This window comes from Streptomyces sp. NPDC001093, from assembly GCF_040298985.1.
Lineage (GTDB): Bacteria > Actinomycetota > Actinomycetes > Streptomycetales > Streptomycetaceae > Streptomyces.
On the sequence record NZ_JBEPBF010000026.1, the window covers coordinates 56,118 to 80,739 of the forward strand.

Consider the following 24,622-nt stretch of genomic DNA (forward strand, 5'->3'; position numbering starts at 1 on the left):
AACCCTCCACCCGATTTTTCCTTGCGCAATGACGCGCACGCCTGCCCGCGTGCGCGCATATGTGCAGGTCAGAGTCGTTTCCCACCGGTCCCGAAGGACGTAGAACCATGGCCGCCACCCCGCCGAACCCCGCCGCCTCCGCGCCCCGCCGCAAGGTGAGTCGTCACCGTGGTGAGGGTCAGTGGGCGGTGGGCCACTTCACCCCGCTCAACGGCAACGAGCAGGTCAAGAAGGACGACGACGGTCTCAATGTGCGGACACGCATTGAGACGATCTACTCCAAGCGCGGTTTCGACTCGATCGACCCCAGCGACCTGCGGGGCCGGATGCGCTGGTGGGGGCTGTACACCCAGCGCAAGCCCGGTATCGACGGCGGCAAGACGGCGGTGCTGGAGCCGGAGGAGCTGGACGACCGCTACTTCATGATGCGGGTGCGCATCGACGGCGGCGCGCTGACCACCCAGCAGCTGCGGGTCATCGGCGAGATCTCCCAGGAGTTCGCGCGCGGCACCGCGGACATCACCGACCGGCAGAACGTGCAGTACCACTGGATCCGGATCGAGGACGTGCCCGAGATCTGGGAACGGCTGGAGGGCGTGGGCCTGTCCACCATCACCGCCTGCGGTGACACCCCGCGTGTGATGATCGGTTCGCCGGTCGCCGGTATCGCCGAGGACGAGATCATCGACGCCACCCCCGCGCTGGAGGAGATGAAGCGCCGCGTCCTGAACAACAAGGCGTACTCGAACCTCCCCCGGAAGTTCAAGACGGCCATCTCGGGTTCGCCGCTGCTGGACGTCGTGCACGAGATCAACGACGTGGCGTTCGTCGGCGTACGCCACCCCGAGCACGGTCCGGGCTTCGACGTGTGGGTCGGCGGCGGCCTGTCCACCAACCCCAAGCTGGGCGTGCGGCTCGGCGCCTGGGTGTCGCTGGAGGAGGTCACGGACGTCTACGAGGGCGTCATCTCGATCTTCCGTGACTACGGCTACCGCCGGCTGCGCAACCGCGCCCGGCTGAAGTTCCTCGTCGCCGACTGGGGCGCGGAGAAGTTCCGTCAGGTGCTGGAGGACGAGTACCTGGGGCGCAAGCTGACCGACGGGCCCGCTCCCGAACAGCCCGTGCAGCAGTGGCGCGACCACATCGGTGTGCACCGGCAGAAGGACGGCCGGTTCTACGTCGGTTTCGCCCCGCGGGTCGGCCGCGTCGACGGCACCACGCTGACGAAGATCGCCGACCTCGCGGAGGCGCACGGCTCGGGCCGGGTGCGCACCACCGTCGAGCAGAAGATGATCGTCCTCGATGTCGAACAGGGGAAGGTGGACTCGCTGGTCGAGGGCCTGGAGGCGCTGGATCTCACCGCCCGGCCGTCCTCCTTCCGGCGCGGCACCATGGCCTGCACCGGCATCGAGTTCTGCAAGCTCGCCATCGTCGAGACCAAGCAGCGCGGCTCGTCCCTGATCGACGAACTGGAGCGCCGCCTGCCGGACTTCGACGAGCCGATCACCATCAACCTCAACGGCTGCCCGAACGCCTGCGCCCGTATCCAGGTCGCGGACATCGGTCTCAAGGGCCAGCTCGTGCTCAACGACCAGGGCGAGCAGGTCGAGGGCTACCAGGTGCACCTCGGCGGCGCCCTCGGCCTGGAGCCGGGCTTCGGCCGCAAGGTGCGCGGACTGAAGGTCACCGCGGAGGAGCTGCCCGACTACGTCGAGCGGGTGCTGAAGCGGTTCCAGGCCGAGCGCGAGGACGGCGAGCGGTTCGCCGCCTGGGCCGCGCGGGCCAGTGAGGAGGCTCTGTCGTGACGGAGCGTGCCGCGCCCTTCTACTGCCCCTACTGCGGCGACGAGGACCTGCGTCCGAGCGAAGCTCTGGAAGGCGGTCACGGCGCCTGGGAATGCGGGGCGTGCAACCGCGCATTCCAGCTGAAGTTCCTCGGGCTGCTGGCCCGGGGCCTTCGGCGAGCCGACAACGGAGGGGACCGACAGTCATGACGACGGCTCAGGAAAGCCGCACGACCGAGGAGTTGAAGGCGCTCGCCGAGCAGGCGGGCCGCGACCTGGAGGACGCCTCCGCCCTGGAGATCCTGCAGTGGGCGGTCGACACCTTCGGCGCGAAGTTCTGCGTCACCTCGTCCATGGAGGACGCCGTCGTCGCCCATCTCGCCTCTCGAGTACTGAAGGGCGGGGCCCCCGTGGACGTGGTATTCCTCGACACCGGTTACCACTTCCCGGAGACCATCGGCACCCGCGACGCCGTCGAGGCCGTGATGGACGTCAACGTCATCACCCTCACACCGAAGCAGACCGTCGCCGAGCAGGACGCGGAGTACGGCCCGAGGCTGCACGACCGCGACCCCGACCTGTGCTGCGCGCTGCGCAAGGTCGAGCCGCTCGAGGAGGGACTGCGGGGCTACCAGGCGTGGGCGACCGGACTGCGCCGCGACGAGTCCCCGACCCGGGCGAACACCCCGGTCGTCGGCTGGGACGAGAAGCGGCAGAAGGTCAAGATCTCCCCGATCGCCCGCTGGACCCAGGCCGACGTGGACGCCTACGTCACCGAACACGGCGTGCTCACCAACCCGTTGCTGATGGACGGCTACGCCTCCATCGGCTGCGCCCCGTGCACCCGCCGGGTCCTGGAGGGCGAGGACGCACGCGCCGGCCGCTGGGCGGGCCGCGCCAAGACCGAGTGCGGGCTGCACGGATGACGAACCATCAGACTCTTCAGGAGACCGACGTGACCACCGGAGCCACCGTCTGGCTCACGGGTCTGCCGAGCGCCGGCAAGACCACCATCGCCTACGAGCTGGCCGGCCGGCTGCGTGCCGAGGGCCACCGCGTCGAGGTGCTCGACGGCGACGAGATCCGCGAGTTCATCTCGGCGGGCCTCGGCTTTTCCCGCGAGGACCGGCACACCAACGTCCAGCGCATCGGTTTTCTCGCCGAGCTGCTCGCCCGTAACGGCGTCAAGGCGCTGGTGCCGGTGATCGCGCCGTACGCCGACAGCCGGGAGGCGGTGCGGGGGCGGCACGAGGAGAACGGGACGCCGTACCTGGAGATCCATGTGGCGACCCCGGTCGAGGTGTGCAGCGTGCGCGATGTGAAGGGGCTGTACGCCAAGCAGGCCGCGGGCGAGCTGACCGGGCTGACAGGTGTCGACGACCCCTACGAGGAGCCGAAGGCGCCGGATCTGCGGATCGAGTCGCAGCACCAGAGCGTGCAGGAGTCCGCGGCGTCGGTGTACGCCCTGCTGAGCGAGAGGGGACTGGCATGACGACCGTGGCCAAGGCCGCGACCGGCGACGAGGGTACGGACAGCCCGTACGCCCTCTCCCATCTGGACGCGCTGGAGTCCGAGGGCGTGCACATCTTCCGCGAGGTGGCGGGCGAGTTCGAGAACCCGGTGATTCTCTTCTCCGGCGGCAAGGACTCGATCGTCATGCTGCACCTGGCGCTGAAGGCGTTCGCCCCCGCGGCGGTGCCCTTCTCGCTGCTGCATGTGGACACGGGACACAACTTCCCCGAGGTCCTTGAGTACCGGGACCGTGTGGTCGCCGCACATGGGCTGCGCCTGCATGTGGCCTCCGTCCAGGACTACATCGACCGGGGTGTGCTCAAGGAGCGTGCCGACGGCACCCGTAACCCGCTGCAGACGCTTCCGCTGACGGAGAAGATCCAGAGCGAGAAGTTCGACGCGGTCTTCGGCGGCGGACGGAGGGACGAGGAGAAGGCGCGGGCGAAGGAGCGGGTGTTCTCGCTGCGCGACGAGTTCTCCCAGTGGGACCCGCGCCGCCAGCGCCCCGAGCTGTGGAACCTGTACAACGGCCGGCACGCCCCCGGTGAGCACGTGCGGGTGTTCCCGCTGTCGAACTGGACCGAGCTGGACGTGTGGCAGTACATCGCCCGTGAGGGCATCGAGCTGCCGCAGATCTACTTCGCGCACGAGCGCGAGGTGTTCCAGCGGGGCGGGATGTGGCTGACGGCCGGCGAGTGGGGCGGCCCGAAGGACGGCGAGAGTGTGGAGAAGCGCCAGGTGCGCTACCGCACCGTCGGTGACATGTCCTGCACCGGCGCCGTCGACTCCGACGCCACCACGCTGGACGCCGTGATCGCCGAGATCGCCGCGTCCCGGCTCACCGAGCGGGGCGCGACCCGAGCAGACGACAAGCTGTCCGAGGCCGCGATGGAAGACCGCAAGCGCGAGGGGTACTTCTAGCCATGAGCACGACCACGACCGAGGCGCTCTCGGCCACCACGCTGCTGCGGTTCGCCACCGCCGGCTCCGTCGACGACGGCAAGTCCACGCTCGTCGGACGGCTGCTGCACGACTCCAAGTCGGTCCTCGCCGACCAGCTCGAGGCCGTGGAGCGGGTCTCCGCGAGCCGCGGCCAGGACGCCCCGGACCTCGCGCTGCTCACCGACGGCCTGCGTGCCGAGCGCGAGCAGGGCATCACGATCGACGTGGCCTACCGTTACTTCGCCACGCCCAGGCGCCGGTTCATCCTGGCCGACACCCCGGGCCATGTGCAGTACACCCGCAACATGGTCACCGGCGCCTCGACGGCGGAGCTGACGGTGATCCTGGTCGACGCCCGCAACGGCGTGGTCGAGCAGACGCGCCGGCACGCGGCGATCGCGGCCCTGCTGCGGGTTCCGCACGTCGTCCTCGCGGTCAACAAGATGGACCTCGTCGGGTACGAGGAGTCCGTGTTCGCCGCGATCGCCGAGGAGTTCACGGCGTACGCGACCGAGCTGGGCGTGCCCGAGGTCACCGCCATCCCGATCTCGGCGCTCGCCGGTGACAACGTGGTGGAGCCGAGCGCGAACATGGACTGGTACGGCGGCCCGACCGTCCTGGAACACCTGGAGACCGTGCCGGTCAGCCATGATCTGGCGCACTGCCACGCCCGGCTGCCCGTGCAGTACGTGATCCGGCCGCAGACCGCCGAGCACCCCGACTACCGCGGCTACGCGGGCCAGATCGCGGCGGGCACCTTCCGCGTCGGCGAGGAGGTCACGGTCCTGCCGTCCGGTCGGACGTCGAGGATCTCCGGCATCGACCTGCTGGGCGAGCCGGTGGACGTGGCGTGGACGACGCAGTCGGTGACGGTCCTGCTCCAGGACGACATCGACGTCTCGCGCGGTGACCTGATCGTGCCGACGAAGGACGCACCGGCCACCACCCAGGACGTGGAGGCGACCGTCTGCCACGTGGCCGACGCCCCGCTGACCGTCGGCCACCGCGTGCTGCTCAAGCACGGCACCCGCACGGTCAAGGCGATCGTGAAGGACATCCCGTCCCGCCTCACGCTCGACGACCTGTCCCTGCACCCGCACCCGGGACAGCTCCTCGCCAACGACATCGGCCGGGTGAAGATCCGTACCGCCGAGCCGCTGCCGGTCGACTCCTACGCCGACTCGCGGCGCACGGGCTCCTTCATCCTGATCGACCCGAGCGACGGCACCACGCTGACCGCGGGCATGGTCGGCGAGTCGTTCGCCACCCCCGAGCCGGTCAAGGACGAGTCCGAAGACGACGGCTGGGACTTCTGACATGACGACGACCGACGTCTACTCGACGTTCGCGAAGGAGGGCGGCCGCATCGGCAGCGGCGCCCTCGGCAGCGGGCAGGGCGGAGTGGCCCGATGTGTGCGCTGACGTACGCGCACCGCTTGCGCGCCCTCACCCCCCACCGCCGTAGACGAAGACCTGCCGACCTCCCGGCCACGACCTGAGAGACCGTGACCGCCGGGCCAACGAGAGGAAAACCTCCCGTGCCTGCCTCCCGCTCCGCGGTGTTCCGTCGCGGCATGGCCGCGCTCGCCGCGCTCCCCCTCCTCACGCTCGCCGCCTGCGGTTACGGCTCCCAGGCCAAGAACGGCGACACCGCCAAGGTCGCCGCCGGGGCCAAGAAGGTCGACGGACTCGACACCGTCAAGATCGGCTATTTCGGCAACCTGACCCACGCGACCGCCCTGGTCGGCCGTGAGCAGGGCCTCTTCCAGAAGGAGCTGGGCGCCACCAAGGCGGACTACGCCACCTTCAGCGCGGGCCCGTCCGAGATCGAGGCCCTCAACTCCGGTTCCATCGACATCGGCTGGATCGGCCCGTCCCCGGCGATCAACGGCTACACCAAGTCCGACGGCAAGAGCCTGAAGATCATCGGCGGTTCGGCCTCCGGCGGCGTCAAGCTGGTCGTCAACCCGAAGAAGATCACGTCCCTGAAGGACGTCAAGGGCAAGAAGATCGCCACGCCGCAGCTCGGCAACACGCAGGACGTGGCGTTCCTCAACTGGGTGGCCGAGCAGGGCTGGAAGGTCGACCCGCAGAGCGGCAAGGGTGACGTCACGGTCGTCCGCACCGACAACAAGATCACCCCGGACGCCTACAAGTCCGGTTCCGTCGACGGTGCCTGGGTGCCTGAGCCGACCGCGTCCAAGCTGGTCGCCGAGGGCGGCAAGGTGCTGCTGGACGAGTCGTCGCTGTGGCCGGACAAGAAGTTCGTGATCACGAACATCATCGTGCGGCAGGCCTTCCTCAAGGAGCACCCGAAGGCCGTCGAAGCGGTGCTGAAGGCCTCGGTCGAGGCCAACAAGTGGATCAACGCCAACCCGGACCAGGCGAAGGCGGCCGCGAACAAGCAGCTGGCGGCGGACTCCGGCAAGGCGCTGCCCGCGAACGTCCTCGACCCGGCCTGGAAGTCCATCCGGTTCACCGACGACCCGCTGGCCTCCACCCTCGGCACCGAGGCGGCGCACGCGGTCAAGGCCGGCCTGCTGGACAAGCCGGACCTCAAGGGGATCTACGACCTGACGATCCTCAACAAGGTCCTCAAGGCCGAGGGTGACAAGCCGGTCGACGCGGCCGGTCTCGGCACCAGCTGACGCCAGTCCCGATGAGTTTCCCAGGAGGTGACGACCATGGCCACGACCCTCGCCAAGGCCGCTGAGTCGGTCGAGTACGCCGCACGCCTCGAGCAGGTCTCGAAGTCCTTTCCGACACCCGGCGGGCAGCAGCTCGTCCTGGACGACATCAGCCTCGATGTCGCGCCCGGCGAGTTCGTCACCCTCCTGGGGGCCTCGGGCTGCGGCAAGTCCACGCTGCTGAACCTGGTGGCGGGCCTGGACCGGCCCACCGCCGGGTCCATAACGACCGACGGCCGCCCGGCCCTGATGTTCCAGGAACACGCCCTGTTCCCGTGGCTCACGGCCGGCAAGAACATCGAACTGGCCCTGAAACTGCGGGGAGTCGCGAAGTCCGAGCGGCGCGGCAGGGCCGAGGAACTGCTCGAGCTCGTCCGGCTGAAGGGCGCGTACGGCAAGCGCGTCCACGAGCTGTCGGGCGGTATGCGGCAGCGGGTGGCGATGGCCCGGGCGCTGGCGCAGGAGAGCAATCTGCTGCTGATGGACGAGCCGTTCGCGGCGCTGGACGCCATCACCCGGGACGTGCTGCACGACGAGCTGACCCGTATCTGGTCGGAGACCGGGCTGTCCGTGCTGTTCGTGACGCACAACGTGCGCGAGGCGGTGCGGCTCGCGCAGCGTGTCGTGCTGCTGTCCTCCCGTCCGGGCCGCATCGCCCGCCAGTGGGAGGTCGACATTCCGCAGCCGCGCCGCATCGAGGACGCGCCCGTGGCGGAACTGTCCCTGGAGATCACCGAAGTCCTGCGTGGGGAGATCCGCCGCCATGGCCAGCACTGAGACGACGACCTCCCCCGAGACGGGGAGCGTGGAAGCGGGCCTCGACGCGCTGGAGACCGCGCAGCCGGGCCGTACGCCGCTGCGCAAGACCCTCGTCGACAAGGTCGTCCCGCCGATCACCGCGATCGTCGTGGTCCTGGTGGTCTGGCAGGGCCTGATCACCCTGAAGATCGTCGACGATCCGACCAAGCTGCCCACGCCGGGCGCGGTCTGGCACGCCTTCCGCAACGACTGGCTGCAGGGCAAGCTGCTCGGCTACATCTGGACCAGCGTCTCGCGCGGTCTGCTCGGCTTCTGCCTCGCGCTGCTGATCGGCACCCCGCTGGGCCTGCTGGTGGCGCGGGTGAGGTTCGTGCGCGCGGCCATCGGCCCCATCCTGTCCGGTCTGCAGTCGCTGCCGTCGGTGGCGTGGGTGCCGCCCGCGGTGATCTGGCTGGGCCTGAACAACTCGATGATGTACGCGGTGATCCTGCTCGGCGCCGTGCCGTCCATCGCCAACGGTCTGGTGTCCGGTGTGGACCAGGTGCCGCCGCTGTTCCTGCGCGCGGGCCGCACCATGGGGGCCACGGGCCTGAAGGGAACCTGGCACGTCACCCTGCCGGCCGCCCTGCCCGGGTACGTGGCGGGCATGAAGCAGGGCTGGGCCTTCTCCTGGCGCTCCCTGATGGCCGCGGAGATCATCGCCAACTTCCCCGACCTGGGCACGGGCCTGGGCCAGCTGCTGGAGAACGCCCGCACCGCCAGCGACATGGCCATGGTGTTCGAGGCCATCCTGCTCATCCTGTTCGTCGGCATCGCCATCGACCTGCTGCTCTTCAGCCCGCTGGAGCGGTGGGTGCTGCGCAGCCGCGGCCTGCTGGTGAAGGGCTGAGGCTGGACATGCGCGAACCGGTCCTTCTCGTCATCGCCCACGGCAGCCGCGATCCGCGGCACGCCCAGGCCGTGCACGCCCTCGTGGAGCGGGTACGGTCGCAGCGGCCGGGGCTGCGCGTGGAGACCGGCTTCCTGGACTTCAACGTGCCGTCGGTGCACGGGGTGCTGGAGTCGCTTGCGGCGGACGGCGTCCAGGACGTGGTCGCGCTGCCCCTGCTGCTGACCCGCGCCTTCCACGCCAAGGCCGACATCCCCGCCGTGCTGCGGGAGGCGCCGGCCCGGCTGCGGATCCGGCAGGCGGACGTGCTGGGTCCGTCGCCGCTGCTGCTGGCGGCGCTGGAACGGCGGCTGTACGAGGCGGGGCTGACGCCCGCCGCCAAGTCCTCGACCGGGGTCGTGCTGGCCTCGGCGGGGTCCACCGACCCGGAGGCGATCGCAGTGATCGCAGGAATCGCGCGGGAGTGGCGGCACACCGGTTGGTGCGCCGTGCGGCCTGCGTTCGCCTCCGCCGGTTCTCCCGCGGGGTTCCCGCGCACCGAGGACGCGGTGGCCGAGCTGCGCGCCCTCGGCTGCTCGCGGGTCGCCGTCGCGCCGTACGTCCTGGCCCCCGGCTTTCTGCCGGACCGCATCGCGCGGGGCGCGGCCGGGGCGGACGTACTGGCGGACGTGCTGGGTCCGGCGCCGGAGGTGGCGCGGGTGCTGCTGGAACGCTACGACGCGGCCCGGCGGCCGGCCATGACGGCCCTGGGCGCCTGACCGTCCCCCGGCGTTTCCCGCGTTTCCGGTGTTCCCGGCGTTTCCGGGGTCACAGGCCGAGTGCGTGCAACAGGTGCTGGGTGAAGGTGAGGCTGGCGGTGCCCGCACCCGCCGTGATGGCGACGTTCTCCAGTGCGGTGCGGATCCGGCCCCGGTTGGGCGGCAGGCCGTCCTCCGCGGACAGCGCCAGCTCCGCCTGGATGACCTCCCCGTTCCCGGCGATCCCCGGGTACTCGGCGCGCAGTGCCTCGGTGAGCCGGTCGGCGACGGCCATGAGGGTTTCGATGTCGGGTGTGCCGTTCCTGGGGTCGATGCGGGCGAGATCGGCGGGGCTGTTCCCGAACTTGTAGGTGCTCATGTCCTGTCCTCGCTTGTGGTCCGAAGGAGCCTTCGGGGATGGGGGGTGGCTACGGCTTCGGCGCGGGCGACCAGGCTCTGGCCGCCGAAGGTGCTGGGGCGGCTGACGTTACCGATGTTGCGGGGAGGAACACCGCGCGTGCGGTGCTGTGGGCCAGGGCCCCGCCAGCCGAGATGGCGCCGATTAGGCTGAAAATCGACACCCATCCGGGTGAACGGTGTCCGTTGACCGGGCTGCGCAGAGCACGGGGGTGTTCCGCTTCGGGGGTCGCCCCCCGTCACGGTGGTAGCACGCGGTGCCCGTAACGGACTGCCCGTCACGCTCATCTGTCCCCTCGCCCCTTCTGTCGGCCCTTCCGGCCGTCTGCGCGCTTCACCCTAGGGACAACGGGATGGGTTTGTCGCGAGGTTCTGCGAGGGCTGGCCTTGGAGGGCGGGCGCGTGATATGGGAGCCGCCGGGGTCCGGCGCTCCCCTGTGACGTCGGACCCCGGCGGCTCTTCGTTCTGCGCCGCTCATGGTTGGCGTGTCACACGAGCGGCGGACCCGCCGCGAGCGAGGGATGTTTATCGGCCACCCCGCTGTTCCTGGTGAGTTCGTTCCTCGTTCAGTCGAAGCGGAGGGCGCCGGTGCGGGTGCGCTTGAGTTCGAAGAGGTCGGGGTGGCGGGCCAGCACCCGGAAGCTGTCGAAGAGTTCGGCCGCCTCCTCGCCGCGCGGAACGGCGCGCAGCACGGGGCCGAACCACACCGTGCCGTCGATGTGCAGGGTCGGCGTGCCCACGTAGCCGCCCGTCTCGGGTTCGGCGCCGGCCTCGTGACTGCGGCGCACCGCGTCGTCGTACGACGGATCGTGGGCGGCGGCCGACAGGTCGGCGGGCAGCCCGAGTTCGGCCAGCGACTCGGCGACCACCCGGTCGAAGTCCTCGATACGGCCTTCGTGGATCCGAGTGCCGAACGCGGTGTACAGGTCGCGCAGCACCTTGTCGCCGTGCCGTTCGGCGGCGGCCACGGCGACCCGCACCGGACCGATCGAGCGGTCCACCAAGTCCCGGTACCAGTCGGGGAGTTCGTTGCCCATGTTGTGCAGGTACAGGCTCATCGCCCGGAACCGGAGGTCGAGCGGGCGCAGGCGCTCGACCTCCAGCAGCCAGCGGGAGGTGATCCAGGCGAAGGGGCAGGCGGGGTCGAAGAAGAAGTCGACCCGGGTCGGGGCGGGCTCGGTGGCGGTGTCGCGGTATGTCATGGCAGCGACGCTACCTCCGGATTGGTGCAGCGTCCCGGCCCAATCCGGTCTCACTTCATTGGTCCATTCCTTCGAGCCCGCCGCCTGCCCCGGCCTGCACCGGGTCCACCACCGCGATCTCCGTCCCGCGCAGGCGTTCCGGTTCCGCCACGACGTCGATCCGGGTCATCCGGCCGTCCGAGCCGAAGGCGAAGGCCAGGAGCAGGCGCGGCCGCCCCCGCTCCGCCATGACCAGGCCGAACTCGCCGTCCAGCAGGGCGAGTCCGGTGAGCCGAGCGCGCGCCACGGCGGCCATCGCACCCTGGGCGACGGGCTCGGCGCCCCGCACCGTGATCGGTTCCGGCGTGGGTACGACCAGCGCGTCGGCGTGCAGCACCACATCCGGGTCGAGCAGCGCGACCAGGGCCGTGAAGTCGCCGCCGCGGGTGGCGGCCAGGAACGCCTCGACGGCCCGGCGACGGCGTACGGCGTCGGCGGCGGGCGCGGCCGGCCGGCCCTGGACCCGGCGGCGGGCCCGGCTGGCGAGCTGCCGGGTGGCGGCCGGGGTCTTCTCGATCAGCGGGGCGATCTCCTCGAAGGGCACGGCGAACATGTCGTGCAGCACGAAGGCGACCCGCTCGGCCGGGCCGAGGGTGTCGAGGACGACCAGCAGCGCGACGCCGACCTGGTCGGCCAGCAGCGCCTCCCGGGCGGGATCGCCCGCCTCGGCGGAGACCGCCGGGGCGTCATGGGCGTGGTCGCAGGCCTCGAGGAACTCCTCGCGCCGGTTGCGGCGGGCCCGCAGCAGGTTGAGGCAGACCCGGGTCACCACGGTGGTCAGCCAGCCGGTGAGGTTGCGCACCGCGTCGAGGTCGGCCTCCCGCGCCCGCAGCCAGGCCTCCTGCAGCGCGTCGTCGGCCTCGGCGGCCGAGCCGAGCAGCCGGTATGCCACGGCGGTGAGATGCGGCCGGTCCGCCTCGAACCGCTCCGCGAGCCGCCGCCCGGCGTCCTCGGTGACGTCGTCCACCGTTCCCCCGCCCTCTCCTGCGCACTGGTAGGCACGGTCCGGGTCCTGACGGGACGCCGAACCGACCGGAAGATCAACTGCCGTGTGGTGCAAGGGCGTCGGCCGGCACCGTGCCCTCGGCCGCGTCGGCCCTCCGCACCAGTTCCGCGACCGGCATCGACCCGGCGGCCCGGCGCTCCCGTGCGAACCGGTCGGCGAGCCGCTGGAGCAGTTCGTTCAGCGGGGTCGGTACGCCGTGCAGCCGGCCGAGCAGCACGATCTCCCCGTTGAGGTAGTCGGCCTCGATGGTGCCGGTGCCCCGGGCGAGGGACTGCCAGGAGGAACCGCCGCCGCGCGTGACCCCGTCCAGTGGCACCAGGGTGACCTTGTCGCCGCGGGCCGCGCGCTGCTCCCCGTCGCCGGCGCGCGCGATGCCCGCCGCGTCGAGTACGGCGGCCCCTTCGGCCCGCACGCGGGCGAGCAGGGCGTGCGCGGCCTCGTCGGAGGCGGGACCGCACAAGGCTTCGAAGGCGGTGCCGAGGTTCCAGAGCAGCTTGGCGTACTGCCAGCGGGCCACGTCGGGCACCACCGGCGCCTCGAAGTGGGAGGCGTCCAGGTCCGCGCCGATCCGGTGGGCGGTGTCGTCGGTGCCGTGCGGGAGGCGGCCGAGGTGGAGGATGCCGGTGAGCGGGGTGCCCGCGGCGGAGACGACACCGGGCTCCACGTAGGTCGAGGGCAGCCAGACGCAGACGCCGTACACGTGCCGGAAGCGGCGCAGCGCGAGCCGGCCGCTCTCGACTCCGTTCTGCAGCAGGACGAGCGGCAGCCGCTCGGCCGCCGTGCCCCCGCCGGCCACGGGGACGTCGGCCCAGGTCTCCAGGGCGGCCACCGTGTCCTGGGTCTTCACCGCGAGCACGAGGACGTCGTCGGCGCGCAGCTCACCGAGCGGGCCCGGCCCGTCGACGGCCGGGAGCCGGTACGTCAACTCCCCTTCCGGCACCCGCAGTCGCAGCCCGTGCTCCGCGAGTGCCGCAAGATGCCTGCCCCGTGCCACGAGCACGGCCTCACGCCCGGCCTGGGCCAGCCGCCCGCCGACGGTGCCGCCCACCGCTCCCGCCCCGATGATGATGTAGCGCATGAGGTAGAGCCTCGCACAGGCGTGCGTGCACGTGCTCGGCAGTATCTCGGGGAGGCACGCGTGTCCGACCGTGCCCCTGGGGGGCCCGCGGTCCGTCACGCTCCCGGAGCGGTCAGCTCGACCAGCTTGACGACGGTGTTCCAGTTGCGGCTGGTGGCGATCAGGTCCTTGGTGCGCCGCGTCCGGGACAGTACCTCGGCGAGCTTGGAGCGGCCGAGGCCCTCGGGGGCGTACAGGTACAGGCAGCGGTCGCCGAGGCGGAACTCCTCGGGGAGGTGGGCGGCGGGGTCGATGTCCGCGTAGCGGTCCGGGGTGACGGGTGCGGAGAAGTACGTGACGTGGAGCTGCCTGGGCTCCAGGTCGGCGGCCGGGAACGGGCAGGCCGCGACGACCGCCTTCAGATAGGCGTGGTCGCGGACGATCACGTCGACGGGGAAGCCGAACCGCTCCTCGATCGCCCGGGTCAACTCCGCCGCCAGCGACGCCTCGTCGCCGTGGCCGGTGGTGAACACGGCCTGGCCGCTCTGCAGATGGGTCCGTACGCCGGTGTGGCCGAGGCCGGTCAGCAGCGTACGGAGGTCGGCCATCGGCAGCTTCCTGCTGCCGCCGACGTTGATTCCGCGCAACAGCGCCGCGTAGGTCGTCATCCGGCCACCCTAGGCGGCCGTCGTGCCCCGTGGGGGTGGGCACGACGGCCGGGCCCGCGCGGGGCGGGGCTGCGCGAAACTCTCGCTGATCGACGGCACCGGATCAAGCTCTACACGCAGCTGTAACTTGTTCAACGAGGTTTCGTAATCACAAACCAGCGCGCCGGCGGCAGAACGGACAACCCATGTCCGACGGCCGGCGGAGCAGACCGGCGCAACAGGCTGCCGAACCCCGAGACGTGCCCCCGAGAAGTGCGGATAGGTGTAAGGGGCCGTCGTCCTCCCCAGTGCTGACCGGCCGGTCGCCGAGTTCACCGGGCAGCACGACGAGACGCGTTTATCCAGCTCATACGGTCATACCGGAGCAAGCGCAGACGTGGCGGCAGGGGGTCGCCACCGCACACGAGGGGGTAGGACCCGCGATGGGGAACAGGGACGTGCCGGTACGGGGGCTGGCCGCCCGCGCCGGCGGCTGGAGCGCCCGGCACCGCTGGGCGGCCGTCGGCATATGGGTGCTGTTCGTCGTGCTGGCCATGGGGCTCGGCTCGGCGGCGGGCCGGGTCGACGTCGACGAGAGCAACCAGCTCAAGGGCGAGACGCACACCGCCGCCCAGATCATCGACGACGCGGGGATCAAGGAACCGGCCGGCGAGACGGTCCTGATCCAGTCCAGGGACGCCGAAGTCACGGCGACCGGCGCCGAGTTCCGCGCCGCCGTCGCCGACGTGGTGAAGGCCGTCGAGGGCACCGGCAAGGTCACGGCCGTGACCTCGCCGTACGACACGCACACCATCTCCCGGGACGGCCGCAGCGCGCTGGTGCAGTTCGACATGCGCGGTGACGCCAAGACGGCCGTCGACCGGGTCGAGCCGGTGCTCAACGCCGTCTCCGGGGTGCAGAAGGCGCACGGCTCGCTGCGGATCGAGGAGATCGGCGGCGCCAGCATGCAGAAGCAGTACAAGGACGCCTTCGGGGACGACTTCAAGCAGGCCGAGTACTCGGCGGTGCCGGTGGCCCTCGGCATTCTGCTGATCGCCTTCGGGGCGCTGGTGGCGGCGCTGCTGCCGGTGGCCCTCGCGATCACCGCGATCATGGCCACCATGGGTCTGATGGGCCTGGTCAGCCATCTGCAGCCGATGAGCGACACCGCCAACTCCGTGATGCTGCTGGTCGGTATGGCCGTCGGCGTCGACTACTGCCTGTTCTATCTGCGCCGCGAGCGCGAGGAACGGCAGGCCGGGCGGGACCCGGGCACCGCCCTGCGGATCGCCGCCGCCACCAGCGGCCGGGCGGTCATCGTGTCCGGTGTCACGGTGTGCGTGGCGATGGCGGGCATGCTCTTCACCGGGCTCGCCCAGTTCGAGGCGATGGGCCTGGCCTCGCTGATGGTCGTCGCGGTCGCCATGGTCGGGTCGGTGACGGTGCTCCCGGCGCTGCTGTCGCTGCTCGGCGAGCGGGTGGACAAGGGCCGGATCCCGTTCCTCAGCCGCCGGAACCGGAAGCGGGCCGCGGGCGAGGGCAGCCGGGTCTGGACCGCCGTACTGCGCGCGGTGCTGGCCAGGCCGCTGGTCTCCGTCGTCGTGGCGGCCGGTGCGCTGCTGGCGGTGGCCGCGCCCGCGCTCGGCATGAACACCCAACAGCTCACCCTTGACCAGGAGTTCGGGAAGTCGCTGCCGATCGTGCAGACGTACAACCGCGTCAACGACGCCTTCCCGGGCGGCAGTGAGCCGGCCCAGGTCGTCGTCAAGGCCAAGGACATCAACGCGCCCGAGGTGCGGCAGGCGCTGGCCGACTTCAAGAAGGAGGCGATCGCCTCCGGCGCCTCGCGCGGCCCGGTCGACATCCGGGTGCACGACGCGCAGAACGTCGCCCTGGTCTCCGTGCCGCTGGTCGGCGGCTCCGACATGGACCGGGCGGTCAAGAGCCTGGACAAGCTGCGCGACGAGGTGCGCCCCGCCACGCTCGGCAAGGTGGCCGGCCTGCAGGCGCCGATCACCGGACAGGTGGCCGGCAACCACGACTTCAACGACCAGCTGCTCGGGTCCGTCGTCCCGGTCTTCGCGTTCGTGATCGTCTTCGCCTTCCTGCTGATGCTGCTGTCTTTCCGCTCGCTGACCGTGGCCATCACCTCGATCGTGCTCAACCTGCTGTCGGTGGGCGCCGCGTACGGCGTCCTCGTCGCGGTCTTCCAGCACGGCTGGGGTGCCTCACTGGTGGGCGCGGAGGGGGTCGGCGCCATCGTGACCTGGCTGCCGCTGTTCCTGTTCGTGATCCTTTTCGGGCTGTCGATGGACTACCACGTGTTCGTGGTGTCCCGGATCCGTGAGGCCCGCATGAACGGCCGTACGACGAAGGACGCGATCCGGCACGGCGTGGTCACCACGGCCGGCGTCGTCACCAGCGCCGCGGTGATCATGGTCGCCGTGTTCGCGATCTTCGGCACGCTGTCGATGCAGTCCATGAAGCAGATGGGTGTGGGTCTGGCCGCGGCGGTCCTCATCGACGCGACGGTCATCCGCGGTGTGCTGCTGCCGGCCGTGATGGCCCTGCTCGGCGAGCGCAACTGGTACCTGCCGAAGTGGCTCCACTGGCTGCCCGACCTGACCCACGACGAGACACCGTCCGTGGTCGCCGCCCGTCCGGTTCGGGAGGAAGGGGAGCGGCTGCCGGTCTGATCCGGCGGGCTGGACGGGCGCCTGCCCGCCGGGCGGTTGAGAGCGTGCGCGGTGCGGGGGCGTGGGGGCTGACGGCACAGGCCCCCGCGCCCCCTTCGGGCGCTCGTGGCTGCGGGCAGTCGTGCCGCCCGGGGCGGCACGGGTCTGGCGCAGCGGCACCCCGCACGCAAGCGCGGGCCCAGGAACGAGCCATGTACTCGAGATCGCCCCGGGCCCGGCCGCCCCGCCGACGGACGACGGCGAGGCGCTGGACCTCGGCGGCGGCCCGGTGCGCCGGGTCGCGCGCGACATCAACACCCCGCACATGCAGGACAACTGGGAGGCCCGGCCGCTCCACGAGCAGACCACGTCGACCCCGCCCTGCGGGCCGAGGAGGTGGTCCGTCAGGCCTCCCGTCTCACCGCCCTGACAACCACGCTGCGGGGCCCTGGCCGAGCTGCGCCCGGCCCGTCTCGTGGTGATGCACGTCTGGCGACTCAAGGGCCCGCGCACACCGCCCGACCTGTGTGAATGCGAGACTGGCCGGAGAGACGGCAGGGACGACGGCGCGGCACGGAGGCGGGATGGACGAGGCACGGGCGCGGGACGTACTGGCGGCGGCGGGCGTACTGCCCGGCCCGGCCCGGGACGCGGCTCTCCTCGCCCTCGGCGAGAACGCGGTGTTCGCCGCCGGTGATCTGGTGGTGAAGGTGGGCCGAGACGCCGAGCTGCTGCAGCGGGCCCGGCGCGAGCTGGACATCGCCGGCTGGCTGGCCGGGGCGGGCGTGCCGGCGGTGCGGGCGGCGGAGCCGGAGCCGCGGCTGGTCGAGGGCCACCCGGTGACCGTGTGGCACCGGCTGCCCGACCCCGTACGGCCCGCCGAGCCGCGGGACCTGGCGCGGCTGCTGCGGATGGTGCACGCACTTCCCTCTCCTTCCTTCGCCTTGCCGCCCCGCGAGCTGCTGGGCGGTGTGGAGCGGTGGCTGCGGCTCGCGGGCGACGCGATCGCTCCCGAGGACGCGGCCTACCTCCGCGCGCGCCGGGACGGGTTCGCGGCGGCCGCCGCCGCGCTGACGCCCCATCTGCCGCCCGGCCCGATCCACGGCGACGCGCTGCCCCGCAATGTGCACATCGGGCCGGACGGGCCGGTGCTGGTCGACCTGGAGACCTTCTCCGCCGACCTGCGCGAGCACGACCTGGTGGTCATGGCCCTCTCCCGCGACCGGTACGGGCTGCCCGCCGAGGCGTACGACTCCTTCACCGAGGCGTACGGGTGGGACGTGCGGGAGTGGCAGGGGTGTGGCGTGCTGCGCGGGGCCCGGGAGACGGCGAGCTGCGCCTGGGTGGCCCAGCACGCGCCGAGCAACCCGAAGGCGCTGGCCGAGTTTCGGCGGCGGGTGGCGTCGCTGCGGGACGGGGATGAGACGGTGCGCTGGTACCCGTTCTGAGGCTGTCCAGCGTTCCTGAGGGGCGACGGGCTGTGCCGATGCGCGGCTCCGCCGCGTGGGCGCGACCGGCCGCCCACTCACCCGCGCCCGAAAAGCGGTCCGTGGCCTACGCAGGCTGGCTCTCGGTCAACTCCCGCAGCGGCCACGCCCCGTCCACCACCGCCCCCGTATCCCCCTTGCGCCGCAGGAAGGCCTGGAAGTCCGCCGCCCACTCCGCGTACCACTCGATCTGCCGCTGGTGGAGTTCGACCGGGCTCAGGGACGCGATCTTCGGGTGGCGGTCGGCTATCGCGGAGGCGAGACGCGCTGCGGCGAGGGCGTCGGCCGGGGCCGTGTGGGCCGCGTCGAGGGCTATGCCGTACTCGGCGCAGACCGCTTCCAGGTTCCGTTTGCCGCGGCGGTAGCGGTCGACCCAGCGGTCGATGGTGTAGGGGTCGACGACCGGGGCGGGGGCGGCGCCGCCCAGGCGGTCGGCGAGGGACGGCAGGGCGTGGCGGCGCAGTTCGGCGGAGAGCAGGGTGAGGTCGAACGCGGCGTTGTAGGCGACGAGCGGGACGCCCGCCTGCCAGTAGGAGACGAGGACGTCGGCGATGGAGTCGGCCACCCGGTCGGCCGGGTGACCCTCGGCCGTCGCCCGCTCGTTGCTGATGCCGTGCACCGCGACCGCGTCCGCCGGGATCTCCACGCCCGGATCGGCCAGCCATTCCCTGCGTCCCCCGGGCTCACCGGCCCTGACCTCGATCACCGCGCCGGTGACGATGCGCGCCTCGCGCGGATCGGTCCCGGTCGTCTCCAGGTCGAAGCCGATCAGCAGCTCCCGGTGCCAGCCCATGGGCGGCCCCCCTTCTTGGTGGTGCTTTCCCCCAGTGGCCTCCACCCTCGCACGCGGCACTGACAATCAGAGGTTCGCGTTCCGCTTGCACCGGCGGACAGTTCAGGACACAGGGCGCGAATCCGCCCAGGCGAGCTCGAACTCCTCGCGGTATGTCGGGAAGAGTCCTGCTTCACCCACCTCGTCCGACTTGACCAGCTTGCTGCCGTTGCGCAGTACGAGTACCGGCGACTCCATCCCGCGCGCCCCGCGCAGATAGGACTGCACCACGGCGATGCCGTCGGCGCCGTCGCCGTCCACCAGGTAGGCGGTGAAGCGCGGTGTCTCGTCGTAGACCTGGATCTCGAAGGCGCCCGGGTCGCGCAGCCGGGAGCGGACCCGGCGCATGTGCAGGATGTTCATCTCGACGGAGCGGCTCAGTTCGCCCCGTTTCATCCCGAGTTCCCGCTCGCGGCGCTTGACCGAGCTGGAGGCCGGGTTGAGGAAGAGCAGCCGCACCCGGCAGCCCGTCTCGGCGAGCCGGACCAGCCGGCGGCCGGAGAAGTTCTGCACGAGCAGGTTGAGGCCGATGCCGACGGCGTCGAGGCGGCGGGCGCCGCCGAAGAGGTCCTCGGCGGGAAACTGGCGCATCAGCCGCACCCGGTCGGCGTGGACGGCGACGACGTCGGCGTACCGGTCGCCGACCAGGTCCTCGACCGCGTCCACGGGCAGCCGGCGCGCCGAGGGGACGTCACCGCCCGAGCCGAGCATCTCCAGCAGCCGGGCGGAGGCGCGCTCGGCCTGGTTCAGGACCGCCCCGGACAGCGCCCGGTTGCGGGAGACGACGTTGCGGGTCACCTCCAGCTCGTCCAGGGCGAGTTCGAGGTCGCGGCGCTCGTCGAAGTACGGCTCGAAGCAGGGCCAGTGCTGCACCATCAGTTCACGCAGCTGGGGAAGGGTGAGGAAGCTGAGCACGTTGTCGTCGGCCGGGTCGAGCAAGTAGCCCTTGCGGCGGCTGACTTCGCGGACGGCGACGGCGCGCTGCACCCACTCCTGCCCGGCCGGACCGGCCGCGGCGACCACCCAGTCGTCCCCGTGGACGGGTTCGTAGATGGGCCGCAGTACGGCGGCCACGACCGCGCGCAGCCGCTGCTCGACGAGGTTCAGCCAGATGTAGGCCCGGCCGGCCCGCTGGGCGCGGGTGCGCACCTCGCGCCAGGCGTCGGCGTCCCAGTCCAGCTCCGGCCCGATGGACCCCGCGTCCATCGGGCGGGCCAGGGACACCGCGCCGGGCGGGACGTCTGTGGAGTTCCCCTCGTGACCCTCGTCACCAGGGGGCAGCTCCAGGCCTCCCGAGCCCACCCGTGCACCGCCTTCCGATCCCCGGGCCTTTCCCGTCTCAACGATCAAGGAAGGGTACTCCGCGAGGGGTGGGCGGTGCAGCCGGATGGACAGGTCGGTTTCTCAACTGTTCTGCTCAACTGCGCGGCTCCCAATGGCCGTTCTGCCATGCCAGGTCACTCGGAGTGAGCGGATTCATAGCGGTCACGTCCCGGGGTGCGATGGCGAAGCCCTGCCAGTGCACCGGCATGGGCTGCTGGTCCTCGTCCCGCGCGATGTGGTGGAAACCGACGTTCATCCAGATCACCGGGTGGGTCAGGGTCTGTCCGCCGACCCATCCGTCCACGGATGCGGGGTGTCCTTGGCCGCACTCCGGGTTGTCGCTCGCGAACAGTTCGCACGGGTTGTACTCGGTGACGTAGAGGTCGTGCTCGGTGAAGCCGCGGCCGAGGTACTTGGTGGTGGGCCCGGGGACTATCTCGTACGAACGTGCGTGTCCGTCCTTGTTCTTTCCGGTCGCGCTGACCACCCGCCACCAGCGGTAGTCCTTCAGGTCGCCGGCGAGTTCCCTGGTGACCTCGGTGCGGGTGGTCCGGGTGGTCGGCCCCTGCTGTCCTGCGGTGCGCGGGCTCACGGCCGAGTCGTACTGCTCGACCTTTGTCCTCGACGAGCCGTCGAGGCCGAAGTCCAGCCGCCAGAAGACGTTGTGGCTGTGGCTGGTGGCGTAGGCCTTGGCGCCCTTGCCGATGGGCCAGCCGCGTCCGTCGCCGGAGTCGTAGTCGTCCCAGGAGAGGCTGCCGGTCGCGCCGACGTTCATGGCGATCATGCCGTCGTCCTGGAAGCGCCACTCGGTGATGTACTCGTACCAGCCGACCTGGTTGACGGTGTAGACGAGGAGGTCCTTGCCCTGGGCCTGGTAGACCTTGTCCGTGCCCATGTCGTGCATGCGGTAGGCGTGGCCGCGGGCCCGGGTGGTCGTGCACAGCCCGTTGACGTCCGGGTGCCGCGGATCCACGGCGTCGGGGACCTTGACGGTCTTGATGGTGCCGCCGGGGCATTCGGCGGGCGAGAGGTTCATCAGCGCCTGCGCGAAGTCCTGCCCCGTGAGGTCGCTGTACTCGTTCTTCCCGTCGTCGTAGGGAACGTGGATCTGGGCGAGTCTGGCGCTGTTGAGGACCTTGATCGGCTTCGGTTCGCCCTGGGGCTGGTAGCTGATGTCCTCCAGGACGAGACCGGCCTTGCTGTCGTAGTGCCAGCACATGCGCCAGGTCGTGCCGCCGGAGAGCTTCTGCTCGATGCGGTAGGCGTCGCCGCAGTCGGCGGCGGGCGCGGCGGCCGTTCCCGGCCGGGCGGCGGCCGGTCCGGCGGCGGTCGTCGCGCCGGCGGCCAGCGAGGCCACGGTCAGGCCGACGGCCGCTGCCCTGCGGGCACGGCGGATTCCGTACTCGGGCATGACGATATGGCTCCCTTTCAGGAGGTACAGGTCTGGGGAAACGTTCGGTCAGCCGTGGTCGAAGGCGGCGACCCTGCGGGCGCTCAGGTCGATCACCAGGGACCTGGTGTCGATCCAGGGCCCGTTCCTGACCTTGGTGAACAGCCGGACGCACCGGTGTGTGCCGCACGGGTCCAGGACCGCCGGCTGGGCGCCCGGAGCCGCCCGGTAGACGCCGCCGCTCAGCAGCAGCTGGTCCGGGGAGGTGAGCTCCTTGCCGGTGGCGTCCTTGTAGTCCGCCTTCAGGCCTGCGCCGAGCGGGGAGGCGATCAGGAGCCGGGCGGCCTCGGTGTTCTCGTCCCGGCTCGGTGGCGGCTGCACGCCGTGCTGGGTGGTGGTGTCCTCGACCCTGCCGGTGTCCAGGTCGACGGTCCTGGTGACGAGGGTGTCGCTCTTGTAGTCGTAGAAGGTGATGTCGGCCCGGCGCGGCGCGGCCGGGTCGTCCGCCTCGCCGGGCTCGGGTTCGGCGAGGTCGACGCTCAGCCGCTGCGGTCCGCGTCCGCCGTCGACGTTCTCGCCCGTGATCGGCAACTGCCCGTTCAGGGCGAACTTCTCGGCCCGTCGGATCTCGTCGTCGGTGAGCGGATCCCGGCCGGTGCCCTTGCCGCGCTCGGCGGGCGCCTGCTCGACGACTCCGGGCCGGACCTCGTCCGGGCCCTGCCCGGCCCGCGTACCGCCGCTCGCCCCCGCCGAGGGGTCCGCCCCCGCCGTGCCCGGCAGGGTGATCGCGACCATCGCGGCGGTCCCCACCGCCGCGATGGCCACTCCTGCCACTAACTTGCCCAGATGGCGGTGCACTGTCTCACGCACATGTCCCCCTGCTCCCCGTGGTTCACGGGAGTACGTGTCGCCCCACTGGTTCGGCACGCAGCGGGTACGAGAGCCGCCATGTGCGCCGGTCGGTGGGTAAGAGGGACGCAAGACACGTGTGGTTCCGTCAATTGGGGGCGACTCGGGGGCCAACGCGGCCCCGGGGCGGCGGCACACCTGGGAGAGTCGTAGCCATGCAGGTCTGGCCTGGACAGGCGTATCCGCTCGGCGCCACCTACGACGGCGCCGGAACCAACTTCGCGGTCTTCACGGAGGCCGCGGACCGAGTAGAGCTGTGTCTGCTGCACGACGACGGCTCGGAGACAGCGGTGGAACTCCGCGAGAGCGACGCGTTCGTGCGGCACGCGTACGTGCCGGGCGTGATGCCGGGACAGCGGTACGGGTTCCGGGTGCACGGCCCGTACGACCCCGGGCGCGGACTGCGCTGCAACTCCGCGAAGCTGCTGCTGGACCCGTACGCGAAGGCGGTCAGCGGCACGGTCCGGTGGGGCGAGGAGGTGTACGGCTACCACTTCGGCGCACCGGACAGCCGCAACGACCTGGACTCGGCCCCGCACACCATGGCCTCCGTGGTGATCAACCCCTACTTCGACTGGGGCGACGACCGGCCGCCGCGGACCGAGTACCACCACACGGTGATCTACGAGGCCCACGTCAAGGGCCTGAGCATGCGTCATCCTGAACTGCCGGAGGAACTGCGCGGCACGTACGCGGCGCTGGCGCATCCGGCGCTGATCGAGCACCTGACCAAGCTCGGGGTGACGGCCCTGGAGCTGATGCCGGTCCACCAGTTCGTGAACGACCACCGGCTCGTCGACATGGGCCTGAGCAACTACTGGGGCTACAACACCATCGGCTTCTTCGCCCCGCACAACGCGTACGCCTCCTGGGGCGACCGCGGCCAGCAGGTGCTGGAGTTCAAGTCGGCGGTCCGGGCGCTGCACGAGGCCGGGATCGAGGTCATCCTGGACGTCGTCTACAACCACACCGCCGAGGGCAACCATCTGGGCCCGACGCTGTCCTTCAAGGGCATCGACAACCGGCAGTACTACCGCCTCACCGAGGACCGCCGCTACTACATGGACACCACGGGCACCGGGAACTCGCTGCTCATGCGGTCCCCGCACGTGCTGCAGCTGATCATGGACTCGCTGCGGTACTGGGTCACCGAGATGCATGTCGACGGGTTCCGCTTCGACCTCGCGGCGACCCTGGCCCGGCAGTTCCACGAGGTGGACCGGCTGTCGTCGTTCTTCGACCTGGTGCAGCAGGACCCGGTGGTCTCCCAGGTGAAGCTGATCGCCGAGCCCTGGGACGTGGGCGAGGGCGGCTACCAGGTGGGCAACTTCCCGCCGCTGTGGACCGAGTGGAACGGCAAGTACCGGGACACCGTACGGGACCTGTGGCGGGGCAGGCCGCGGGCGCTCGCGGAGTTCGCCTCCCGGCTGACCGGCTCCTCGGACCTCTACCAGGACAACGGCCGCCGGCCGCTGGCCTCGATCAACTTCGTCACCTGCCACGACGGCTTCACCCTGCACGACCTCGTCGCGTACAACGAGAAGCACAACGCGGCCAACGGCGAGGACAACCGGGACGGCGAGAGCCACAACCGGTCCTGGAACTGCGGGGCGGAGGGCGAGACCGACGACCCGGAGGTGCTCGCGCTGCGCGCCCGGCAGATGCGGAACTTCATCGCCACGCTGATGCTGTCCCAGGGCGTGCCGATGATCAGCCACGGCGACGAGTTCGCCCGCACCCAGCTCGGCAACAACAACGCCTACTGCCAGGACGGCGAGCTGTCGTGGGTGCACTGGCCGGAGTCCCTGGAAAGCGACCTGCTGGAGTTCACGCGCGCGATGGTGTGGCTGCGCCGGGACCACCCGGTCTTCCGCCGGCGCCGCTTCTTCCACGGCCGTCCGGTGGAGGGCACCCACGACGAGCTGTCCGACATCGCCTGGTTCACTCCGGAGGGCAGCGAGATGACCCAGCGGGACTGGGACTCGTCGCGGGCGTCCGCGCTGACGGTGTTCCTGAACGGCAACGCGATCTCCGAGCCCGGCGCGCGCGGGGAGCGCATCACCGACGACTCGTTCCTGCTGATGTTCAACGCCTCCCCGGGGCCGCTGGACTTCCTGGTGCCGGTCGACCACGGCCGGCAGTGGCAGGTCGTCGTCGACACCGCCTGCCCGGACGGGGTGTCGCCGGGGTCCGGGACGAAGGTCGCGGCGGGCGACCGGATCACCCTGCCCGACCGCAGCATGACGGTGCTGCAGCGGCCGGCGTAGCCGGGGTCCGCGCGGCGGCGGCCCACGCCGGCGAGGCTGCCTGTCCGGTACGCGCGCGTAC

23 protein-coding genes are annotated in these 24,622 nt (G+C 71.2%); 14 read left to right on the forward strand and 9 right to left on the reverse strand.

Translation table 11 applies throughout. From position 1 onward, the window contains the following. Window positions 1-107: 107 nt before the first annotated feature. From ABT288_RS16010 to ABT288_RS16055, 10 genes are all read left to right on the forward strand, one after another. Window positions 108-1,805 (forward strand): nitrite/sulfite reductase, encoded by a 1,698-nt coding sequence (locus tag ABT288_RS16010; protein WP_351607432.1) that lies wholly within the window; start codon window positions 108-110, stop codon window positions 1,803-1,805. Continuing rightward, window positions 1,802-1,993 carry a hypothetical protein gene (locus ABT288_RS16015; RefSeq protein ID WP_351607435.1) on the forward strand — a complete coding sequence of 64 codons (192 nt, stop codon included), beginning with the start codon at window positions 1,802-1,804 and terminating at the stop codon, window positions 1,991-1,993. The genes ABT288_RS16010 and ABT288_RS16015 overlap by 4 nt, the downstream gene beginning before the upstream one ends. Continuing rightward, a complete protein-coding gene (locus ABT288_RS16020) occupies window positions 1,990-2,709 on the forward strand; it encodes a phosphoadenylyl-sulfate reductase (protein ID WP_351607436.1) in 720 nt (239 codons plus the stop codon). Before ABT288_RS16015 ends, ABT288_RS16020 begins: the two co-directional genes overlap by 4 nt. Before the next feature lie 29 nt (window positions 2,710-2,738). Continuing rightward, window positions 2,739-3,275, forward strand: coding sequence for an adenylyl-sulfate kinase (cysC, locus tag ABT288_RS16025; protein ID WP_450861899.1), 537 nt, complete (start codon window positions 2,739-2,741; stop codon window positions 3,273-3,275). Further along, on the forward strand, window positions 3,272-4,216 hold the full coding sequence (gene cysD, locus ABT288_RS16030) for a sulfate adenylyltransferase subunit CysD (RefSeq protein ID WP_351607440.1): 945 nt from the start codon (window positions 3,272-3,274) through the stop codon (window positions 4,214-4,216). The genes cysC and cysD overlap by 4 nt, the downstream gene beginning before the upstream one ends. 2 nt (window positions 4,217-4,218) lie before the next feature. Beyond that, window positions 4,219-5,553, forward strand: a complete 1,335-nt coding sequence (locus ABT288_RS16035) for a sulfate adenylyltransferase subunit 1 (RefSeq protein ID WP_351607442.1) — start codon at window positions 4,219-4,221, stop codon at window positions 5,551-5,553. A 222-nt stretch (window positions 5,554-5,775) separates the two neighbouring features. Beyond that, window positions 5,776-6,885 (forward strand): aliphatic sulfonate ABC transporter substrate-binding protein, encoded by a 1,110-nt coding sequence (locus ABT288_RS16040; protein WP_351607445.1) that lies wholly within the window; start codon window positions 5,776-5,778, stop codon window positions 6,883-6,885. A gap of 36 nt (window positions 6,886-6,921) precedes the next feature. Then, the gene (locus ABT288_RS16045; protein WP_351607448.1) at window positions 6,922-7,701 is read left to right on the forward strand and encodes an ABC transporter ATP-binding protein; all 780 of its coding nucleotides are present in this window, start codon (window positions 6,922-6,924) and stop codon (window positions 7,699-7,701) included. Beyond that, the gene (locus ABT288_RS16050) at window positions 7,688-8,572 is read left to right on the forward strand and encodes an ABC transporter permease (protein WP_351607451.1); all 885 of its coding nucleotides are present in this window, start codon (window positions 7,688-7,690) and stop codon (window positions 8,570-8,572) included. The genes ABT288_RS16045 and ABT288_RS16050 overlap by 14 nt, the downstream gene beginning before the upstream one ends. A gap of 8 nt (window positions 8,573-8,580) precedes the next feature. Beyond that, window positions 8,581-9,330, forward strand: a complete 750-nt coding sequence (locus ABT288_RS16055) for a sirohydrochlorin chelatase (RefSeq protein WP_351607453.1) — start codon at window positions 8,581-8,583, stop codon at window positions 9,328-9,330. Window positions 9,331-9,379: 49 nt separating this feature from the next. Here ABT288_RS16055 and ABT288_RS16060 read toward each other — a convergent pair whose 3' ends face one another. The 5 genes from ABT288_RS16060 to ABT288_RS16080 form a co-directional block, all read right to left on the reverse strand. Then, complete coding sequence (locus ABT288_RS16060; RefSeq protein ID WP_351607456.1) at window positions 9,380-9,688, reverse strand: hypothetical protein; 309 nt, start codon at window positions 9,686-9,688, stop codon at window positions 9,380-9,382. Window positions 9,689-10,293: 605 nt separating this feature from the next. Then, entirely contained in the window at window positions 10,294-10,929 is a 636-nt protein-coding gene (locus tag ABT288_RS16065) for a mycothiol-dependent nitroreductase Rv2466c family protein (RefSeq protein WP_351607459.1), read from the reverse strand. A 55-nt stretch (window positions 10,930-10,984) separates the two neighbouring features. Further along, on the reverse strand, window positions 10,985-11,935 hold the full coding sequence (locus tag ABT288_RS16070) for a sigma-70 family RNA polymerase sigma factor (RefSeq protein WP_351607462.1): 951 nt from the start codon (window positions 11,933-11,935) through the stop codon (window positions 10,985-10,987). Between the two features lie 73 nt (window positions 11,936-12,008). Continuing rightward, on the reverse strand, window positions 12,009-13,052 hold the full coding sequence (locus ABT288_RS16075) for a ketopantoate reductase family protein (protein WP_351607464.1): 1,044 nt from the start codon (window positions 13,050-13,052) through the stop codon (window positions 12,009-12,011). 95 nt (window positions 13,053-13,147) lie between these two features. Continuing rightward, the gene (locus ABT288_RS16080) at window positions 13,148-13,699 is read right to left on the reverse strand and encodes a DUF1697 domain-containing protein (RefSeq protein WP_351607466.1); all 552 of its coding nucleotides are present in this window, start codon (window positions 13,697-13,699) and stop codon (window positions 13,148-13,150) included. 422 nt (window positions 13,700-14,121) lie between these two features. On the opposite strand from ABT288_RS16080, the gene ABT288_RS16085 reads away from it, so the two are divergent. The 3 genes from ABT288_RS16085 (at window position 14,122) to ABT288_RS16095 (ending at window position 17,801) form a co-directional block, all read left to right on the forward strand. After that, entirely contained in the window at window positions 14,122-16,374 is a 2,253-nt protein-coding gene (locus tag ABT288_RS16085) for an MMPL family transporter (protein WP_351607469.1), read from the forward strand. Between the two features lie 61 nt (window positions 16,375-16,435). Then, on the forward strand, window positions 16,436-16,783 hold the full coding sequence (locus ABT288_RS16090) for a hypothetical protein (RefSeq protein WP_351607471.1): 348 nt from the start codon (window positions 16,436-16,438) through the stop codon (window positions 16,781-16,783). 154 nt (window positions 16,784-16,937) lie between these two features. After that, window positions 16,938-17,801: a phosphotransferase enzyme family protein gene (locus tag ABT288_RS16095; RefSeq protein WP_351607474.1), complete on the forward strand. Its 864-nt coding sequence runs from the start codon at window positions 16,938-16,940 to the stop codon at window positions 17,799-17,801. 106 nt (window positions 17,802-17,907) lie between these two features. On the opposite strand, the gene ABT288_RS16100 is transcribed toward ABT288_RS16095, so the two are convergent. The 4 genes from ABT288_RS16100 to ABT288_RS16115 form a co-directional block, all read right to left on the reverse strand. Next, entirely contained in the window at window positions 17,908-18,633 is a 726-nt protein-coding gene (locus ABT288_RS16100; protein ID WP_351607477.1) for a 3'-5' exonuclease, read from the reverse strand. Window positions 18,634-18,735: 102 nt separating this feature from the next. Beyond that, window positions 18,736-19,974, reverse strand: coding sequence for a DUF5919 domain-containing protein (locus ABT288_RS16105; protein ID WP_351607480.1), 1,239 nt, complete (start codon window positions 19,972-19,974; stop codon window positions 18,736-18,738). A 115-nt stretch (window positions 19,975-20,089) separates the two neighbouring features. Beyond that, window positions 20,090-21,406, reverse strand: coding sequence for a copper amine oxidase (locus ABT288_RS16110; RefSeq protein ID WP_351607482.1), 1,317 nt, complete (start codon window positions 21,404-21,406; stop codon window positions 20,090-20,092). Between the two features lie 48 nt (window positions 21,407-21,454). Then, window positions 21,455-22,255 carry a Tat pathway signal sequence domain protein gene (locus ABT288_RS16115; RefSeq protein ID WP_351607485.1) on the reverse strand — a complete coding sequence of 267 codons (801 nt, stop codon included), beginning with the start codon at window positions 22,253-22,255 and terminating at the stop codon, window positions 21,455-21,457. 194 nt (window positions 22,256-22,449) lie between these two features. Here ABT288_RS16115 and glgX point away from each other — a divergent pair, with 194 nt between their 5' ends. Beyond that, window positions 22,450-24,561, forward strand: a complete 2,112-nt coding sequence (gene glgX / locus ABT288_RS16120) for a glycogen debranching protein GlgX (protein ID WP_351607487.1) — start codon at window positions 22,450-22,452, stop codon at window positions 24,559-24,561. The last annotated feature ends 61 nt before the right edge of the window (window positions 24,562-24,622 follow it).

What these genes read in the sequence shown, in the direction of transcription:
- ABT288_RS16010 (WP_351607432.1), top strand. Translation starts at nt 108, where the DNA reads ATGGCCGCCACCCCGCCGAACCCCGCCGCCTCCGCGCCCCGCCGCAAG.
- ABT288_RS16020 (WP_351607436.1), top strand. Translation starts at nt 1,990, where the DNA reads ATGACGACGGCTCAGGAAAGCCGCACGACCGAGGAGTTGAAGGCGCTC.
- cysD (WP_351607440.1), top strand. Translation starts at nt 3,272, where the DNA reads ATGACGACCGTGGCCAAGGCCGCGACCGGCGACGAGGGTACGGACAGC.
- ABT288_RS16035 (WP_351607442.1), top strand. Translation starts at nt 4,219, where the DNA reads ATGAGCACGACCACGACCGAGGCGCTCTCGGCCACCACGCTGCTGCGG.
- ABT288_RS16045 (WP_351607448.1), top strand. Translation starts at nt 6,922, where the DNA reads ATGGCCACGACCCTCGCCAAGGCCGCTGAGTCGGTCGAGTACGCCGCA.
- ABT288_RS16050 (WP_351607451.1), top strand. Translation starts at nt 7,688, where the DNA reads ATGGCCAGCACTGAGACGACGACCTCCCCCGAGACGGGGAGCGTGGAA.
- ABT288_RS16055 (WP_351607453.1), top strand. Translation starts at nt 8,581, where the DNA reads ATGCGCGAACCGGTCCTTCTCGTCATCGCCCACGGCAGCCGCGATCCG.
- ABT288_RS16060 (WP_351607456.1), bottom strand. Translation starts at nt 9,688, where the DNA reads ATGAGCACCTACAAGTTCGGGAACAGCCCCGCCGATCTCGCCCGCATC.
- ABT288_RS16065 (WP_351607459.1), bottom strand. Translation starts at nt 10,929, where the DNA reads ATGACATACCGCGACACCGCCACCGAGCCCGCCCCGACCCGGGTCGAC.
- ABT288_RS16075 (WP_351607464.1), bottom strand. Translation starts at nt 13,052, where the DNA reads ATGCGCTACATCATCATCGGGGCGGGAGCGGTGGGCGGCACCGTCGGC.
- ABT288_RS16080 (WP_351607466.1), bottom strand. Translation starts at nt 13,699, where the DNA reads ATGACGACCTACGCGGCGCTGTTGCGCGGAATCAACGTCGGCGGCAGC.
- ABT288_RS16085 (WP_351607469.1), top strand. Translation starts at nt 14,122, where the DNA reads ATGGGGAACAGGGACGTGCCGGTACGGGGGCTGGCCGCCCGCGCCGGC.
- ABT288_RS16095 (WP_351607474.1), top strand. Translation starts at nt 16,938, where the DNA reads ATGGACGAGGCACGGGCGCGGGACGTACTGGCGGCGGCGGGCGTACTG.
- ABT288_RS16100 (WP_351607477.1), bottom strand. Translation starts at nt 18,633, where the DNA reads ATGGGCTGGCACCGGGAGCTGCTGATCGGCTTCGACCTGGAGACGACC.
- ABT288_RS16110 (WP_351607482.1), bottom strand. Translation starts at nt 21,406, where the DNA reads ATGCCCGAGTACGGAATCCGCCGTGCCCGCAGGGCAGCGGCCGTCGGC.
- glgX (WP_351607487.1), top strand. Translation starts at nt 22,450, where the DNA reads ATGCAGGTCTGGCCTGGACAGGCGTATCCGCTCGGCGCCACCTACGAC.